Below are 17,843 nucleotides of genomic sequence, written 5' to 3' on the forward strand. Positions count from 1 at the left end.
GGATATTCAGCACATTTCAATCAAGCGCAGAAATGCGCCTTTCTCTAGTGCCAGTCCTGACGATGAGAGCGATGGGCGTCCGTCAGCCCGTTTTTGAAGTACCGGTCGTAGTAGCCAAGTTCGACATGATGTGCCTGGAGCCAGACGCCAGGCACATGGATCGCGTCGCAATGCGCCGGAAACCGCCCATGCGTCTCGTAAATGTAGGTGCAGATGTCGCGTGCGCAGTTGACGACGTCGTCGTTGTAGACGGCCGCTTCCGCCAGATAACGCCTGCCATAATCGTCCTTGTAGATTTCGGCAAACAAGGCCTGGTCGTTGAAAAGGCCGCGCTTGCCGAACTTCTCCTCGATGACGAAAGCAACGGCATCGGCCATGCTGTCGTAATAGGGTGGCGACATGCCCTTGATCAGGTGCTCGCCCTTGTAGCGCAGTCCGATCGGGTTGCTACGCAGATTGGAATAACGCGGCAAAGGAATCTGCCATCGCAGGATGTCCATCAAGCGCCAGCGCGGCGTAACGACGTCGAAGCCCAGCATCGCACCATAGGTTTTCAGGAATTTCGGATCGCCGACAAGGACAGGCGGGCTGATGGAAGCATGGATCCAGGCGCCAAGCCCCATGGCGTCGGCAGTCAGGAATATATTCTGCAGAAGAAGATCAGCTTCGATCTGCGTACGCAACGAACCGATGACGCCGAGCGGTATCTTGATATCCTTATTCAGAAAGCCCTTGTCCACCCAGCGCTTCACACCCGCGAGCCGATAGAAGTTGCGGTCGTCGACGATGGCCGGCCGGGCACCGTCCGGTTGGGTCAGAAGATACATCATGCCATTGATATATTGCCGGGAAAGGTCGACGACCGGCAGGAAGATCGTCGTGCCTGGCTGGTTCGACAGGAAACGATTGGAATCCAGATAGGCCGGAAAGGCACGCTTGCCGTCCGGAACATCGAGGCGGTGATCGAGAATGCGCACCTTCGCCTCCGCCGCCCGGGCGATCAATCTCTCCGGCGTCAGCGCTTTTTCACCGTCCGGCGGTGGCGGCAATTTTCGGATGAAATAGGTGCCGCTGTCGTTGATCATGAAGAAATGCGTGCCCTGGGCATTGTCGGGGCTGCCGGCGGTGCGGCCTTCCATGGTGAGGTTCGGCTTGGCCATGATCGGCTGATGCGTGGCGGGGTCCTCGAAGGGCCGGTCCGGCATGGTAAGCCCGGTCGAACCGGTAATGGCGATCAGCACCGCCTCCTCGAGTTCCGAAAGAGGCTCGCGCGGCTGATCCGATTGATAGCTCATGGTGCCGGCGAGCACCGAGCTTCCCTGGCTGACGCGATGGGTGCGACGGCGCCATATCGCCTCGATGAGCGGCCGGCGGAAAAGCGCGTCGAGACCACGATTGCCGGTCGAAGTCTCCGACGCGGCGGCGTTTGCTGGCGAAGAACCATCTGCTCCGGATATGTTGGTCATGATGCCTTCCTTTCCAGATCCTGCTTTTCACCGCCTGGAAGGATCGGCCGCCAGGGCACAAAGGCACTGGCATTGCGCGGCACCATCGAGGCGAGGTCAGGACAGTGGCGCAGGATCAGGCTCGTCATGCCATTATTGGCGATCCAGTCGATCCCGAAGGGCGAATAGACTTCGGGGCGGAAATCCACCGTCAGGAAACGGTCGCTTTGCAGCCGGCGCGAAGCCATGAGGATAAAGATGCGGAATGCGGTGTCGCTGAAGCCGAAACCGGTCGGCGGAGGCTCCGCAAATAGGCCGACCACCGTGTCGACACGGTCGATATCGCCGTAGATTTCCTTGATCAGCCGCACATCTTCCGGATTGGTCGACAATTCCTCCCAGTTCTTGATCCGTGGCCGGTGCAGGCCGGCCCTGAAATCATTGTAGCGCGGCACGCCACGGTGCCGTGTGCGCACGAGGTCAACAACGGAAAGATCGATAATCTCGTTGTCGCGCGTGAAAGCCTGCAATGCACGAGGGAAGTTGTGCAGCGTGATCGCGCCGGGGTGGGCAGTGCCAAAGGAATAGAGCGTGTTGCGAAGGCCGTATTGCCGCATGATGTCGTCGGCGCCTGGGCCTTGGATATCCATGAAGCTCTTGTCAGCGATCTTGCCGCCCGTTTTGTGGTCGTAGAAGCAATAATCATCAGGCAGCAGCGGGTGCATGCGGTAGACGGTGACAAAATCCTCCGTCAGCGAATAGGGCGTGCCGTGGTGATCCGGCATCGTCTTCGGAATGCCGGTGGACGCATGTTGGTCTATCAGCCACAGGCCCGCCCTTGTCAGCCAGTCATTGGCGGGCGGACCGTTCCAATTGCTGGAGAGGCCGACTTCGATCGCCTTGGTGGCAAGGATCGCCGGCGTCCATTCGACCGTATGGATCTTGGCGATCAGTGCCGAGACGATCAGCCTCGCCGTCTGATAAACGCGCTCATCGTCCCAATTGCCATACTGGCGGCGCAGTTCGTCACACAGCAGATTATGTTCGCGCGCAAACAGGGTGTGCATCGCACTGAGGCCGAGCCACCAGCTCTCGTTGAAACCGGTAACCTCGAAGCCATGAACGTCGACCGGCAGATGCCCATTGACGAGACGGATCTTTGGTCCCTCCCGCAACAGCTTCGCCTTCTCGCTGTCAGGGCCGTAGACCTCGGATCCATCCCACCAATGGGAGGCGGCGTTGCCGAAATAGATGGGCGGCTTGCCGGCATAGCCGGCGATCTCCATGTTTCCGGCAATTCGCATCACGTCTTCCGGCTGGCCGCCGACCTCGCTGGTCCATTTCATGCCGGCGGGAAGGCCAACGACCACGTCTTTTTTCCCGAGTGGATGGCGGGCATGGTTGACCCAATCATGGACCTGAAACTGGATCCAGGCGGCGGCGAGGATGTTGAGCGAGCGCGCCGGAATGAATGTATCGCGATGCATCAGTTGCTGCGCGACCACCACCGGATTGGGCGTGTCGAACAATTCGGGCGCGAAAACCGGTGCCAGGTTGCGGCCAAAAGTCGAGCCGACTGCGCCCATCTGCGGCGCCGACAGATCATTGAAAGTGCCGTCATAGGTCCGCATTTGCCGCTCGCCTTCGGCAATCGCCGGCGGCGGCGTCGGGCGCGCGACGGGCGGCGCTTCGACGGGATCCGTTCCGATCAGGTTCTTTTCACGCAGGACATAGCGGAAAGCATCGAGATTGAGCAGGCTCAGCCGTAGCGACAGGCGATGCCAGGCGATGTAGCGATTGATGACCAGAAAAGCACGGCGCACTATACTTCCTGCCAGCCGGTTGCGAAAGGGCACCGGGCTTGTCCAGCGGAAACTGTGGCGATAGGCAGCACTGGCATCGTAGACCACCTTGCGTGCCCGGTTGAGATTGCCGAGCGGCCTGAAGGCGTCGGTCGTGTTCCAGGGGTTGAAAGCCAGTTCGTCGACAAGGCGCGCATTGGCAATGGCCTCGGCGTCTCCGGTCGTCGGTTTGCTGACCTTGAGATCTGCCACCTTGATCGGAGGCGAGGCGGTCTCCGTCCATTCGACGGACGTGTCTTCGATTGGCGTTGACTTCGGATCGGCGAAAAGCTGGAGACAGAGTTCGTAATGGATGTCTCCAACCTCCAGCCGCCGGGCGAGTTCGGTGGAGAGATAGCCAGGATCGGTCTTGGACGGATCGGGAGCATGTGGCGCATTCGGTGCGGGACGGAATAGATAGCGCACGGCCAGCTTGTCGCCCCAACAGATCGCGCCGCGGCTCCAGAAGGTCTCGAGCGCCAGGCTGCGGACTTTGCGGTTGCGGCCGGTCGTGACGTTGCGGATCATCCGCAGGGTTTCCGAGGGTCCGAAGGTGAAGGCAAGGCCGATCACACCCAGGAGCCGACTTAAGCCTCCTCCCGCCGTCGCCTTGGCGAAAGCAACGAATTGCTTGGCATCGCGGGCATGTGAAACCGGAAAGTTGGTCGCCAGCAGATCGTGCTGCTCCTGGTCCGAGACATTGATCCGCACCGCCAGCCCGCGCAGATCGGGCTTATAGTCCGGTTGACCGTAGCCGCTGGCATTGGACAGGCGCAGTATCGCGGAATAGCTCTTGCCAGGCCCGGCAAAACCCACTCTGAGATCATCGGGCAAGTCGTCTATGAAGGTCAGTTTAGCATCTATCGCCGCAAAAACGGCCTTGCTGTGAAAGGCGCGCTGAATGTCGGCGGCCTTGGCATAGGCGCGCGTCTTATACTGCGCGCGCATCATATCCTGAGCGAGGCGCTCGAACAGGAGGCGCTCGGCCTCGACATCTCCTTGATAGGATTCACTCCACGCCATTACCGCTCGCCCTCCGTGAACGCATCGAACAATGGCCCTCGGCGCATCGCATCGATGGACTGCATGGGATACAAAAGAGGCGGACGTTCCCCCGTTTCCCGTCGCCGTCCGCTATGCGACCGGGAAACGCCTGCTTATTTCGGCTTGTCCCGCCGACGACCAAAATGGCTATTGCCCACTGTGACCCGGCAAGACCCGATCCTCGACCATCTCTGCGATGCCGGAAAGAAGCCCTTTCGGTGATGGGCTGTAATGCGGCAGCGCGAGCCTGGTGATGTGGGCATCGATGATTGCCGGCTTGCCCAGTGCCAGCGCCTCGTCGAAGGCGCTTTCGAATTCATCGATTGTCTCGACTCTGTATCCCTGCGCGCCGCAAGCCCTGGCATAGGCAACGTAATCGGGATTGCCGAATTCGACGAGGGCCGATTCCGCATAGGCTTCGAGTTGATAAAGCTTGATGAGCTTGAACTCGCCGTCGTTGAAAATAATCCAGATGACAGGAATATCGTATTGAACGGCGGTCAGAAGCTCGAAGCCCGACAGCAGATAACATCCATCGCCGCAACCGACGATAACCGGACGGTCGGGATTGGCGCATTTGGCGCCAAGCGCGCCGTTGACATGCCCCGCCATCGGTCCGAATCCGCCAGGCTTTCGGAAAAACTGTCCCGGCGACAGCTCCAGATAATAGCCGAGCCAGGCGAGATGCGCGCCGGCGTCCGCAAGGACGATGGCATTCTTTGGCAAACGCTTGGACAGGGATTGCGCAAGCTGTCCTGGATGGATTTCATCCAGAAGATGGATGATCCGCTCCGCGTCGTAATCGCGCCCCTCGGCGGGTCTTGCTGCAACAGCCGCGGCCTTGGGCGATATCTCCTTGTTGAGCGCCGCAACCGCAAGTTTTGCATCGCCGATGATGGCGGCATCGGCCTTGTAGACCTTGTCGATCTCGCCGATATCGATGTTGATATGGATGAGCGTCTTGCCGGCCAGAAGATCATCGCGAAAATTGAAGGTGGCGTGCTGCGCGAAGGAGTTCCCCACCGCAAGGATGACATCGGCCTGCAGGAAAGCTTTCCAGGCGGCGCTGTGGCCACTGTCGCAGAACACGCCAACCGAGAGAGGATGACGCTCCGAGATGATGCCTTTTCCATCGAGCGTCGTCGCGAACGGAATCTGATAGCGCTCCAGAAGCTCCCTCAGCTCCGGCCCCGCGCCACTGCGAACAGCGCCGAAGCCGATCAGCGCCAATATCTTCTTGTCCTTGGCAACGGCGTCCGCCAGAAGCTGGGCAACTTCGGTCACCCGCTTGGACTCCGGCGTCACCGGACGTCGCCGGAGATCGATAGCGCGAAAATTGTCAACGGAAACGCCATGATGCGTCAGGTTCTCCGGGACATGGATGTGAACTGGGCCAGGGCGGCCGTCGAAGGCCAGGTTGACTGCCTCCTCGACGACGTCGCAGGTCTTGGCCGCATCCGTCAGCAGAAATGACTTCTTCGTGGTGGCGGCAAACATCGCCTGGGAATCTGGAGTGCGACTGGTGCCGGAGGTTTCGTTCAACGCCCCCTTTCCCTTCCAGTCAAGGGAAGCATAGCCGGAAACGGCCAATACCGGATAAGAATCCGACATGGCGACAGCCAATCCGGAAAACAGATTGAACGCGCCCGGTCCCGCCGTCGCGAAGCAGAAGCCCAACTGATCCGAATGCATGGCGTAGCCGCAAGCCATGAATGAGGCCGCTTGTTCGTGGCGAGTAATGACGGGGCGGATTGAGGAATGTTTGAGGGCAAGCATCAGACCGGCGGCATTTTCGCCCGCTCCACCAAAGGCGGCGCCGACCCCCACTCCCTCCAGCGCCTTCACGATCGCCTCGTAGACTCTCATCGAGAATGCCCTCCAGACAGACACCCAAATTGACTGGGCGTATTTAGTCTCCCACCGAATTGCGCATGCAGAATACTGCTATTGCTATGCTTCAAGGCCAATGAATATTAGAAGATTACGATTTGAAATCGGTCCACTGCGTCGCTTTGCAACGCCCTGCGAGCGGACGTTCAAGCTGCTGATTCGAAACATGCTATCGAACGAAAGTGCAGCTGGCGGATGATGTATCCCATCTCGCCCTTTTCCAGGCTTGTCGCGTTATATTCGCGCACTTTGTAACAGAATTCAACTTCAGATTACCACGGGGCCTCATGGCGACGGGCAGACAAGGCCGCGCCTTGTTCTTTTCTAAAGCCGGGCGGTGAAAGCCTCTCGCATCGCCGGTGGAATATTGAGCAATGCAAGCGCTGCGACAAGCTCATCGATCCAGCCGGGCTGGAAAGCCGAAGGTCGGGCAAAATTGTCCTTGCCACTGAAGAAATGCTGGACGGCGTGAAAGCCAAGCGCCCTGTAAACCTCGAACTGCTCCTCGCTAAAAAACTGGTCGAGGGTCGTCTCGTGTGGGAACGTCGGGTTCCGCCTCTTGTAGTCCATGATGTAGTCGTTCTCGTCGCCGGTCAGCGACGATTTGATGTAAAGCAATATGCCCCTTTCGTCCTCGCCATACTCGATGATTCCGACGGCGATGTGGGGTCCTGCGGATTCGACCGAAGCGGCGACGTTCGGTGCCAAATGCTCGGCCACTTCCAGGGTTTTCCTCTGTATATCCTGCCACGGAAGCTCGATGCGGACGCCAAGGTCGATACGCGCCATGATCTGAAGCTTTACGAAGGATTCGAAGGTCATGCTTGGATCGGCGTCGGCGTCGACTGCCACAATGACCTTGCAGCGTCGGCGCAGCAGTTCGTATATGCCGAGATTTTCGATGTGGCCGCCATCGGTCAGATAGACATTCAACTTCTTCTCGTCCAAACGGCCGGCGGTTTCATTGGCAAAGTACCACGTGCCGAAATTCGACCACCATCGGTTCCACCAATGACAGAATGCGTCGAGTCTTGCCGGGTTGGCAAGCCAGTAGCCCAGACGGACGTTGAGCAGGGAAAGGCTGAAGGTCAGGATCCGGATGGTATGGCTGCCCATATTCGCCGAGGCGGCGGCGCCGGATGTGGCCATCGCCGTTGCGAGCGTGAGCGACGGCACGGTATCTTCCATATCCTGGGTCGCCACATAATGCGTTGCCTGGCTGCCGACATGCAGTGGACTGAAGATGAAGCTGTCGGCATTGCGGCCGCGCTTGTTGAGGTTCTTCGATCCGATCAAATTGATCGTCGTGTTGACGAGAAGATAGGGAGAATAGGCAGCCCCCTCGGACCAGCCGTCGCTTGCGGCATCAAAAGGTTTCAGCGATGAAAACTTCCAACCGTCGACATCGACCGACGGCTTGTTCTTCTTAAGGAGTGCGCGCTCAAACAGAAAAGCCCGGCTGAGACGGTCCCGATAGAGCTGGTTGAGCGAGTTGGAATTGGGGCCGATGAAAAGGCAGGCGAAAGCGAGCCCCAATGCGATCCATAGGTAGAACGAGCCGATTGCTCCCAGGCGGCCGATCACGGGGAGGCAATGCGCGACAAGGAGAGACAGGTCGGACAGCCATGTGGGAGCGACTGGCGCAGGCGGATCGGCGCTGGCCGCACCGATCGCAGGCGTTATCGCCCAAAAGCTGAGGTAGAGATAGGAAACCCACAACAGCAACGGCACGACGATAGCCGAGAGATAGAGCGCGATGCGGCTCGCATATTTCTGCAGCATCGCCGTCCAGGTCGCCTCCCCGAGCGTCGATTTTGCGATGTTTGCCAGCTTCTGCGCCGCGCCGATCAGAACAATGGCCGTTGGGATCAGGGCGCTTGTCAACGCAGGCACGATATGCGCGATCGCCAGAAGGACACTTTTCAAGTTGCCGTCCTCCAGGCCGGTAACCGCAGCCGAACCGGCATCTGTCTTTTCGAACATGCCGCTGAGGATCAGCGGCTGCAGCTCGATGAGAAACGCAAGGGCGATGGCCGCCACCAGCCAGCCAAGGATCCGCGCAAGCCTTTCGCGCGCCGCCAACTGGCTTGTCTGAAAGGTCAGGGAGGTCGTGATTGCGCTTGCGAACATCAGGATCGAGACGGCGATCAGAACATTGACCGTCAAGGTGAAGGCTTCCATGCCGCTGACGGTGACGAGCGGAAGCCCGTCGAGCGGAAAGCCGAAGATATCCGGCTGCCCAAGATCGATTGACCGCGGATTGCAAGCGACGGTCAGCACCGCCAGAAAGAGCAGGCCAGGCAGGACGATCAGCGCGTTTACGAGCAATCCGCGCATCAAAAGCGCGGCGCTGGTCAGATAGTCGATCAATCCGTTCGGGACGAGGAAGTTCGAATAGTTTCGCAGATGTTGAATTTCCGGCGTTTCCTGAGCGTCGAGTTTGCTGGCGAAGGGAAACGTATAGGGCTCCTGCATCATGCCTGAAACGATCGAGGTGCCGATGTAGCCGCCGCCGGACACTGTGGAGAGATAATCGAAGGCGTCGAGAACGCGCGGTTCACCGTCATGCGAGAGCGAGTCCAGCGCCTGTGAAGCGCCCAAGCAAAAGGCCGCGGAACGGATACCGCCGCCGGAAAACGAAAGCCCCGTCAGGTTGCTGCCCGTCTCCATTCTTACCGTGCCACGCTTGTCCGCGCCGACGTGGTCTTGCGACAGTTTTGCCGCACGACGAGGGATATGAAACCGTGCGCTATCCTCACTCGCCGCTCGCTCGGTGCGATGAGCTTTCGCACCGCCATTCTGAAGTGACTGACGGCGGAAATTGATGACATCCAGTTCGCGTCTAAAGATTGCTTCGAAATCCAGCTTCATGTGCCCCACCCAATTGCCAAGAATGGTTGCCACTCAACAGAAATGCGCGCTGCAACTGTATCAGAAATATTTCGCGGCCCAGGAAGCATTTTCCTTTGCACCGCATGCACGGCCCCATCAGGACGTGCGAGACTGATCATCCATGTTCGTCACTTCCCGATGGAGCGATGACGTGGACGACCTCCACCTCCGATGCTCATCAATGCGTGGGAGCCGGCTCTGCTTCAGACGCTTCCTGCTTGTGATGGTCCGCAGCCAATAGCATGTAGACAGCGGGCACCACGAAGAGCGTGAACAATGTACCGATAGCCAACCCCGTTGCGATCACCAACCCCATATTGTAGCGGGAAGCCGCGCCAGCGCCGGTGGCCAGGATCAGCGGCACCACGCCCAGAACCATGGCGCCGGTCGTCATCAGGATCGGACGCAACCGGATGCCGCAGGCGCCCTCGATTGCCTCGCGCTTGGACTTTCCGGAAGCCTGCAACGTGTTCGCCACCTCGACGATCAGGATGCCATGCTTGCTGATCAACCCCATGAGCGTCACCAACCCGACCTGCGTATAGATGTTCATGGTCGCGCCGCCGACACCAACGCTTATGAACGCGAGTGCGCCTGCTATCGACATCGGCACCGACACGAGAATGATCAGAGGGTCTCGGAAACTGTTGAACTGAGCCGACAGCGCCAGAAAAACGATGATCAGCGCGAGACCGAAGGTGGTGGCCATGCCGCTGGATTCCTGCACGAACTGGCGCGACTGGCCGCCATAGTCGACCGTATAGCCCTGCGGCAGGGTGCGCGCCGCGATCGACTTGAGGGTATCAAGAGCATTGCCGACGGCGACGCCCGGTGCCGGCACGCCGGAGATGGTGGCAGAGTTCAATTGCTGGAAATGCGCGACCGAGCGCGGGGTTGCCTGGAGTTTCGCCGTAGCGATTGCCGAAAGCGGGATCTTTTCGCCGTTCACGCTTGCGATCGGATAATTCATGATCTGATCGATGGTCTGGCGTGAGCGTTGCTCCACCTGCGGGATGACCTGGTAGGAGCGGTTGTCGATGCTGAAATAATTGACGTAGCCGCCGCCCAACATGGAGGAGAGGGCCGCACCGACTGTGTTCATGGATAGCCCAAGCGCCGACGCCTTGCTGCGGTCGATCTGGATCGAATATTGCGGATTGTCGATGTAGAGATCCTTTGTCAGGAAGATGAACTGACCGGATTTCTGCGCCTCCTGCAGGAAGGTGTTGGATACCTCATTCAGCTGGTCGAAGCCGCTGGTGCCACCGATGGCGAACTGCACCGGCAAGCCGCTGGCGCCAGGCAGCGGCGGTATCTGGAAGACCACTGCCTGGCCGCCGGCAATTTTTGCCATGTCGGCCTGCACCAATGGCTGCAGATCGTTCGCCGTTCTCGTGCGTTGATCCCATGGCTTCAGCACCATACCCTCGAAGGACGTGCCTGGCGCCTCGACCTGCAGGGTCTTGTCGGTCTCCGGGAAGCTCTTGAAGATCTTGGTGACCTGATCGGAATTAAGCAGTTTCTGTTGAAGCGTCGCGTTGGGAGCGTTGGTGACCTGCGCACCAAGGAAGCCCTGATCCTCGTTAGGGGCCAGCTCGTTCTTGGCGCTGGAATAGAGGAAATAGATGCTGCCCAGAACGATGGCAGCGAACAACAATGTCACCGGTACCGTGTTCAAGCTGCCGTGCAGCATGCGCGTATAGGGCCGATGGATCTCCGAGAAGCGGCGGTCGATGAAATCCGAGACACGCTCCTCCCAGCCACTGCGGTCGGTCAGATGCGGCTTCAGGATGCGCGAGCACATCATCGGCGTCAGGGTCAACGCGATGATCATCGAGACGGTCACGGCGCCGACCAGCGTGAAAGCAAATTCCGTGAACAGAGCACCGGTCAGGCCGCCCTGAAAGCCGATCGGCACGTAGACGGCGATCAGCACCACGGTCATGGCCAGGATCGGCCCGACCAGTTCGTGCGCAGCGGCCAGCGCCGCCTGCATCGGTGCGGCACCCTCCTCGATGTGACGGTTGACGTTTTCGACGACGATGATGGCGTCGTCGACCACAAGGCCGATGGCCAGCACCAAGGCGAGCAATGTCAGAAGGTTTATCGAGAAGCCGAAGACCAGCATCATCGCGAACGTGCCGACCAGCGACAACGGTATGGCGACGATAGGAATGGCAACCGAACGCGGCGAACCGAGAAATGCGAACACCACGAAGATGACGATAACCAAGGCTTCGAGCAGGCTTTTCACGACCTCCTCGATCGACGTCGTGACGAAGGTACTGGAATCGTAGACGATATAGCCCTCGAGCCCCTGCGGCAGTTGCTCCTGAATGCCCGGGAACACCGCACGCACGCCCGCGATCACGTCGAGCAGGTTTGCCGTCGGTGCGATCTGGATACCCATAAAGACACCGGTCTGCCCATCGAACCCGACCTGGACGTCGGTGTTCTGCGACCCGAGCACAACGGTAGCGACATCCTTCAGGCGCACGGTTGCGCTGCCGATCTGCCTGACTACCATCTCGTTGAATTCGTCGACCGAATGCAGGTCGGTCCGTGCGGTGAGCACTGTCTGCGTCATCTGTCCGCGCGTGGTGCCGATGCCGGAAATATAGTTATTGGCTGCAAGTGCGGTCCCCACATCGCCGGCCGTCAGCCCATAGGCGGCCAGCTTGTCGGGTTTCAGCCAGGCCCTCAAAGCGAACGTTCTGCCGCCAAGAATTTCGGCTGTCTGAACACCGTTGACCGTTTGCAACTTAGGCTGGACCACGCGCGACAGATAGTCGGTGATCTGGTTCCCGGCCAGAACATCGCTGCGGAAGCCGATATACATCGCGTCGATCGACTGGCCGATGGAAACCGACATGATCGGCTGCTGCGTGCCCGTCGGCAGTTGATTGAGAACCGAGGACACCTTGGCGTTGATTTCCGTCATTGCCGCATCCGCATCATAGTTGAGGCGCAGGTTGACGGTGATGGTCGACGTACCGCTGGTGCTCGTCGAGGTCATGTAATCGATGCCGTTGGACTGGGCGATGGCGTTTTCGAGCGGCGTCGTGATGAATCCGGCGATCACGTCGGGTGCGGCACCCGGATATGTGGTCGTCACCGTGACGACGGCATTCTGGGTCCGTGGATATTGGCGCACGGTCAGCGTGCGGAACGACTGGTAGCCGATCACGATAATCAACGCGCTCACCACCAGGGCAAGAACGGGGCGGCGGATGAAGATGTCGGTGATATTCATCGTCACGCCTCAGTTGGGATTTGCAGGATTGGCATTGGGATCGTTCGAAGGCTGCACCTCATTGTTGATAATGACAGGCGAGCCGTTGTTCAGTTTCAGCTGGCCGGAGGTCACCACGACGTCACCTGCGTTCAACCCCTTGGTCACCGCAATCTGATCGCCCCGCGCCTGCCCGGTGGAGACGAACTTCTGGTTGGCGACGAGCTGCGGCTTTCCGTCCGCGCCGTTGCCTTTGTCGGTCACGATATAGACGACGTTGCCGTAAGGGTTGATGGTGACGGCGGTCTGCGGCAGGGAGATATAGTTTTGCGGCTCTCCGACGACGACAGACACGTTGCCGAACATGCCCGGCAAAAGCCTGCGGTCGGGATTGGCGAAAGTCGCCCGGATGGTGAGATTGCGGCTCTGGCTGTCCACCAGCGGGCTGATCGCCGTGATCTTGCCGTCGAAGGTCTGGCTGCCATAGGCGTCGATCGTTGCAGTCACCGCCTGGCCGACCTTCAATTGTGACAGAGCCTGCTGTGGCATCGAGAAATCAAACTGGATCGGGTCGAGCGACTGCAAGGTCACGACTGCGGTTCCGGCCGCCAGATATTGACCGAGGCTGACCAGCCTGACGCCGAGGTGCCCATCGAAGGGGGCACGTATGGAATATTGGTCTATCAACGCCTGCTGGGAGGCGACCTGCGCCTGCGCAGCCTTCCAGGTTGCCAGATCGCTGTCGACCTGGCTTTGCGCGATGGTGTTCGCCTTGATAAGCTTGGAATCGCGATCATAAGCGATCTGCGCATTCGCCGCCGACGCCTGGTATTGCTGCAGCGTGGCAATCTGCTGATCGGCAAGCAACTGCACGATGAGATCGCCATTCTTGACGTCCTGGCCATCCTGAAAACCGATCTTCTGCACGATGCCCTGGACCTGAGCCGAGAGATTGGCGCCCTGGACGGCATTGAAGCTGCCTATGGATTGCAGTGTTGTCTGCCATGGGCTCATTGCAGCCGTAATTGTCGAGACGGTCTGCGGCGGCGCCTTGAGATTAGCCAGATACGCCGCGATCATGCGGTTCTTGAATGCCTGAAAGCCGAAAATCCCGCCCAGGATCAGGCCTATGACGATCAACATGATCACCATGCGTTTTATCATGATTGCAAACTCTACTCTTCAGGGACGGAAGGGAAGAAGATCTGATTGGCATCGGCTCTGGCGCGTCTCACCGAAAACGTCTCTCCGTGGGCGTGGTGGCGAGCGCGCCGCCAGCCGCATTCAGAGCCTGCACGACGGCCGATGGTGATATGGATCGGTGGGGTCGAGTGGACAAAGGCGTGTGCATCGAAAGGCGCCGCAGACCAACATCTCCCGCGCGCTGAAGGCGAGGTTTACTCGGCCATGATCGAAGCAGATCCCGTCGATCTCGACCATCCTCACGCAAACCGGACCAGTCAAACCTCATCAGCAGGCCTCCGTTTCCGATCGAGCACGATTTGTCTCGGTCATATTCACGATAACTGATTCAGTATGCCGCGACCATATCGAGGAGCCTCGAAACTATCTCCAGCGAAGTCAACCTTTGTTGACCTCAGTTGTTGCAGGTCACTTCATCCGAAATGCGATGGTTGCTGTCCATTTCAGGGCAAAATGGATGATCGGCGACACGAAGTCCATGCGGCGGATTTGCTCGTTTTGAAAGGTCTTCCAAGACATTTCGCTGGAAATACAGATACCAGGCAAGAGGAACGGCGCCCAAGGGTATTCGAGCGATGTCGCGCTGTTCAAACTATGGAAACAGAAGAAAAGCAGCCGCTAGGCCGCCCCAATTGTTGTTAAGCAGTCGGCAAATCAGGGCTCTAACCCACGGGAATGGCGACCAGCGCCGGGTCGTCGGCCGGCGGCAAGGGCGGCAGCGGAAAACACGGCTCACCGATTACCTGAACACCGATCCCGAGCACACTCACCTGTTCGACATTCGACGTGCTCCCAGTCGTGGTCTGTGGAGCCTGCATCAGAAGAGGTCCCAGGAATGCGTCGTTGCGGCTTTTACGCCTGTGGCAAACATTCAATTTACAGCCGCTTCATTTGCGGATATATATTGTCCTTAATAAGGAGCATCGGCGCCCCGCCGGCATCAAGTGAGCTAGAATGATCCTCAAAAGCCAGGTCGAGTGGGCGTTGCATTGCTGCGCTATTCTCGCAGGTCTGCCGCAAGGGCGGTATCTTTCCACGAAAGCCTTGGCCGAGCTCCATGGCCTGCCGAAGGAATATCTTTCCAAGGCGTTGCAGAGCCTATCCCAGGCATCGCTGGTCGAGACGACGCTTGGGCCGAGCGGCGGTTATCGCCTGGCAAGACCGACTTCGGAGATCAATTTTCTCGATATCGTCGAGGCGGTGGAAGGGAAGTCGCGCACCTTCACCTGCTCCAATATCCGGGCAAACAACCCCTGCCGTCCGAAAGATTTCTGCGACAGCAAGCCCTGCTCGGTTGCACGCGTCATGTGGCAGGCCGACGAGGCCTGGCGCAACACGTTGAAGAGCGTTAGCCTCGCAGACCTCGTTGAGACCCTGTCGGAAGACGTCCCGGCCGACATCTGGAAAAACACCTTCGAGTGGGTTTTGCAGCGCGCCGGGTAAGACATCCATGGCCTGTTTCAACGGCCGAAGATCATTCGCATCGCCTTCAGCATCCTCAGCGTGCGTCGCTCCCGCTCATGCGGCAGCGCGTGCTCTGGCAGATGTCCGGTGTGCCGCGAAAGATGGGCGGCGATCTCCTCGGCAAGAGCGGGGCGCGCTGCAAACAGCGGTTCGAAGGCCGGTTGGCCGATGTCGTAGACCGTCACCCGCGTCAGCGCCTCCAGCGTGAAGGCCTCTTCCATGCCGGCTAACAGGCCAGTTTCGCCGAAGTAGTCGCCAGGCGAAAGCCGTTTCAGCTCCCGCCCCTCCTCGCGCATCACCACTATTCCTGCGCGGATCATCATCAGCGACGGCAGCGTCTGCCCCTCCTGCACGATCACATCGCCCTTTTGGAATTCGCGCGTGACTGCCGCGTCCGCCAGGCTCTCCTGTTCCTGCGGTGTCAGGCTTGTAAAGATCGGGATCGCCCGGATGAGATCGAGTGGCGTCACTTCCGGCGGCTTCGCCGCCTCCTCGCTCGGAAGTGCCGCCACCACGGCGGTGACGGCCGGCGGCATGGCAAGCAGCAACCCGGCCGACTTGCAATGACGATAGAAGAGATCGATGACCTCGTTTCTCGCCCGGATGCGCACGGACGAACTCGTCACGCGAAACTGCAGCTCGATCTCCAGCGCGGTCGCATCCACGCCCTTCAGCGCCACGAGGGGCGGCGGCTCGCGGAGGATGGTGTTGCAGCCGGCAAGAACCGTGCACATCACATCCTCGACGATCGAAGGCATTTTGGTCGGGGCGACGCGGAACGTCATGGTGACGAGATGCGTCTCGTCGGGCTGGCTGACATTGGTGAGCGCAAGCTTGGCCAGCAGACTGTTCGGAAGGATGGCGATATTGTTGGCGCCGGTCAGGATGTGGGTGGAGCGCCATGTGCTGGCGATCACCCGCCCTTCAATTCCGTCGCCAAGCGCGATCCAATCTCCGAGTGAATAGGGCCGGCCGATTGTCAGCGCAATGCCGGAGAAGACGTCGCCGAGCGTATTCTGCAGGGCAAGGCCGAGGACGATCGCGACCACGCCCGAGGTCGCGACCAGCGTTCCGATCGGCACACCGAAGACGAAAGCGAGAACGGAAAGGGCGACGCAGAGATAGACCAGGCCGACGACAATATCCTGTAGCAGGCGAGCTTCGCGCGGGCGCCCCTCCAGCACCAGATAGATGCGTACGAAACCGATCAGCGCCCACGAGAGATGCAGCCACCAGAGGGATTTCGCCAGGATGACGTTGAGCGAACGGGCATCGTCGGTGCCATAGCCCTCGAAACTGTTGGGGGCGATCTTGCCGTTGAGAAGAATGGCAGTCATGACGCCGAAGAAGATGATCTGCACCACGAGCCGTGTATAGGCCGAAGCGCGCGGGATCAGATGCCAGACGAGGATTCCCGCAAGGCCCACGCCGATCAGCGAGGTAAGAGGTGAACTGGCTACCACATCGGGAAGCAATTGCGACACAGCGAGCTCCTCTCCTGCACTTCAAAGAACGCCGCACCCACGCAGAGCCAGTGCGGCGCGCTTTCAGCACTCACTTCTTAAGGGGATAGGTGAGCTCTTTCTGACTGGTATCGACGACGAAGACGGCCAGCAGCTTGGCGGGCGCGGTCTTGCTGTCATTGGCGCTGACGCCGTGGCGGTCGCCCGGCATTTCGGAAAAGCTTTCGCCAGCCTTATAGACTTTCACCGGGCCGTCATTGACCTGGCTTTTGATCGCTCCTTCAAGAACCGTGGCATAGATGAAGGCCGAGCTCGGATGGGTGTGACCCTCGGAAAAGCCGCCCGGCCCGTATTCCACGAGGATGCCCTTGATGCTCTTGCCGGGAACGTTCGGCAGTTCGTGCTCGTAGACGAGGCTGACTTTGGCGGCGTGGTTGTCGTCTGCCTTCGCAGCGCCTGCGGCGGCGAGCAGCATGCTGAGTGCGATAAGTTGCGTTCTGAACATCTCGATCTCCTTTTGGTGAATAGCATGCCAGGCAGCTAAACCGCCGGGCACGCGGGGTTACATCAAAGATTGCAGTTCACTTCGGCTGGCCGGCCTTGGCGAACCATTGCTCGAAGGTGATGTGGCCGAGGCGCGGATTGTTGTCGGAAACGAGCGAGCCATCGTTCAGTTTGGCGCCGAAGTAGCGAGCCTCCGGATCTGCCTCAACCTTGCGGGCATCGCCCATTGCTTTCAGATAGCGAGCAACAAGCTCGTTCAGCCGGACGCGCTCAGGCCCCGAGATCTCCAAAATCCCATTGATCGGCTCGGCTGTCGCAACGGCGGCCATATTGTCCGCCACATCGTCCGAGGCGATCGGCTGGACGTAGGCTGGCGACAGATGCACGGTGTCCCCGATCGTGCCGGACTGGGCGATGCCACTGAGGAATTCCATGAATTGCGTCGAGTGGACGATGGTATAGGGAATGCCGGCCCCCCGGACGATCTTTTCCTGAGCGACCTTGGCCCGCATATAGCCGCTGTCAGGTATGCGATCGACGCCGACGATGGAAAGCGCGATGTGATGCTTGACGCCGGCGGTCTTCTCGGCGGCAAGCAGGTTGCGGCCCGAGGTCTCGAAGAATTCGAGCACGGCCTTATCCTCGAAGGACGGCGAGTTTGCGAGGTCGATGACGACGGAGGCGCCGGCAAGCGCTTCAGCTAGTCCCTCGCCGGTGATCGTATTGACGCCGGTGTTTGGAGCGGCGGCAATGACTTCATGGCCTTGCTTGCGAAGGCGGTCGGCTGTCTTTGAACCGATCAGGCCGGTTCCGCCAATGATAACGATTTTCATAAGCTTCTCCATTCGCGGCCGCTCAACGCGCC

The 17,843-nt window shown here is 59.4% G+C and carries 11 protein-coding genes; 1 reads left to right on the plus strand and 10 read right to left on the minus strand.

Annotation, left to right across the window (positions count from 1 at the left end; all coding sequences use genetic code 11):
- Positions 1–44: 44 nt before the first annotated feature.
- The 7 genes from AB8B29_RS28990 to AB8B29_RS29020 form a co-directional block, all read right to left on the minus strand.
- Positions 45–1,466, minus strand: coding sequence for a hypothetical protein (locus tag AB8B29_RS28990; protein ID WP_113108794.1), 1,422 nt, complete (start codon positions 1,464–1,466; stop codon positions 45–47).
- Positions 1,463–4,309, minus strand: coding sequence for a peroxidase family protein (locus AB8B29_RS28995; protein WP_113108795.1), 2,847 nt, complete (start codon positions 4,307–4,309; stop codon positions 1,463–1,465). Before AB8B29_RS28995 ends, AB8B29_RS28990 begins: the two co-directional genes overlap by 4 nt.
- 168 nt (positions 4,310–4,477) lie before the next feature.
- A complete protein-coding gene (locus AB8B29_RS29000; protein ID WP_092575516.1) occupies positions 4,478–6,196 on the minus strand; it encodes a thiamine pyrophosphate-binding protein in 1,719 nt (572 codons plus the stop codon).
- Between the two features lie 348 nt (positions 6,197–6,544).
- On the minus strand, positions 6,545–9,091 hold the full coding sequence (locus AB8B29_RS29005) for a patatin-like phospholipase family protein (protein ID WP_092575513.1): 2,547 nt from the start codon (positions 9,089–9,091) through the stop codon (positions 6,545–6,547).
- A gap of 199 nt (positions 9,092–9,290) precedes the next feature.
- Complete coding sequence (locus AB8B29_RS29010) at positions 9,291–12,365, minus strand: efflux RND transporter permease subunit (protein WP_047552690.1); 3,075 nt, start codon at positions 12,363–12,365, stop codon at positions 9,291–9,293.
- A gap of 9 nt (positions 12,366–12,374) precedes the next feature.
- Positions 12,375–13,496, minus strand: coding sequence for an efflux RND transporter periplasmic adaptor subunit (locus tag AB8B29_RS29015; protein ID WP_234903964.1), 1,122 nt, complete (start codon positions 13,494–13,496; stop codon positions 12,375–12,377).
- Between the two features lie 713 nt (positions 13,497–14,209).
- A complete protein-coding gene (locus tag AB8B29_RS29020) occupies positions 14,210–14,365 on the minus strand; it encodes a hypothetical protein (RefSeq protein ID WP_162732605.1) in 156 nt (51 codons plus the stop codon).
- Positions 14,366–14,501: 136 nt separating this feature from the next.
- Here AB8B29_RS29020 and AB8B29_RS29025 point away from each other — a divergent pair, with 136 nt between their 5' ends.
- Positions 14,502–14,990 carry an RrF2 family transcriptional regulator gene (locus AB8B29_RS29025; protein ID WP_037197063.1) on the plus strand — a complete coding sequence of 163 codons (489 nt, stop codon included), beginning with the start codon at positions 14,502–14,504 and terminating at the stop codon, positions 14,988–14,990.
- Positions 14,991–15,007: 17 nt separating this feature from the next.
- On the opposite strand, the gene AB8B29_RS29030 is transcribed toward AB8B29_RS29025, so the two are convergent.
- From AB8B29_RS29030 to AB8B29_RS29040, 3 genes are all read right to left on the minus strand, one after another.
- Positions 15,008–16,486, minus strand: a complete 1,479-nt coding sequence (locus AB8B29_RS29030; RefSeq protein WP_092575583.1) for a cyclic nucleotide-binding domain-containing protein — start codon at positions 16,484–16,486, stop codon at positions 15,008–15,010.
- A 79-nt stretch (positions 16,487–16,565) separates the two neighbouring features.
- The gene (locus tag AB8B29_RS29035) at positions 16,566–16,979 is read right to left on the minus strand and encodes a cupin domain-containing protein (RefSeq protein ID WP_047552693.1); all 414 of its coding nucleotides are present in this window, start codon (positions 16,977–16,979) and stop codon (positions 16,566–16,568) included.
- Between the two features lie 76 nt (positions 16,980–17,055).
- On the minus strand, positions 17,056–17,811 hold the full coding sequence (locus tag AB8B29_RS29040) for an SDR family oxidoreductase (RefSeq protein WP_092575510.1): 756 nt from the start codon (positions 17,809–17,811) through the stop codon (positions 17,056–17,058).
- Positions 17,812–17,843: the final 32 nt, after the last annotated feature.

The sequence above is a fragment of the Rhizobium sp. 11_C7_N12_5 genome (genome assembly GCF_051811145.1).
GTDB lineage: Bacteria > Pseudomonadota > Alphaproteobacteria > Rhizobiales > Rhizobiaceae > Rhizobium > Rhizobium lusitanum.

Bases quoted from the DNA above. Each gene is read 5' to 3' on its own strand.
- AB8B29_RS28990 (WP_113108794.1), bottom strand. From the start codon at position 1,466: ATGACCAACATATCCGGAGCAGATGGTTCTTCGCCAGCAAACGCCGCC.
- AB8B29_RS28995 (WP_113108795.1), bottom strand. From the start codon at position 4,309: ATGGCGTGGAGTGAATCCTATCAAGGAGATGTCGAGGCCGAGCGCCTC.
- AB8B29_RS29000 (WP_092575516.1), bottom strand. From the start codon at position 6,196: ATGAGAGTCTACGAGGCGATCGTGAAGGCGCTGGAGGGAGTGGGGGTC.
- AB8B29_RS29005 (WP_092575513.1), bottom strand. From the start codon at position 9,091: ATGAAGCTGGATTTCGAAGCAATCTTTAGACGCGAACTGGATGTCATC.
- AB8B29_RS29010 (WP_047552690.1), bottom strand. From the start codon at position 12,365: ATGAATATCACCGACATCTTCATCCGCCGCCCCGTTCTTGCCCTGGTG.
- AB8B29_RS29015 (WP_234903964.1), bottom strand. From the start codon at position 13,496: ATGGTGATCATGTTGATCGTCATAGGCCTGATCCTGGGCGGGATTTTC.
- AB8B29_RS29020 (WP_162732605.1), bottom strand. From the start codon at position 14,365: ATGCAGGCTCCACAGACCACGACTGGGAGCACGTCGAATGTCGAACAG.
- AB8B29_RS29025 (WP_037197063.1), top strand. From the start codon at position 14,502: ATGATCCTCAAAAGCCAGGTCGAGTGGGCGTTGCATTGCTGCGCTATT.
- AB8B29_RS29035 (WP_047552693.1), bottom strand. From the start codon at position 16,979: ATGTTCAGAACGCAACTTATCGCACTCAGCATGCTGCTCGCCGCCGCA.
- AB8B29_RS29040 (WP_092575510.1), bottom strand. From the start codon at position 17,811: ATGAAAATCGTTATCATTGGCGGAACCGGCCTGATCGGTTCAAAGACA.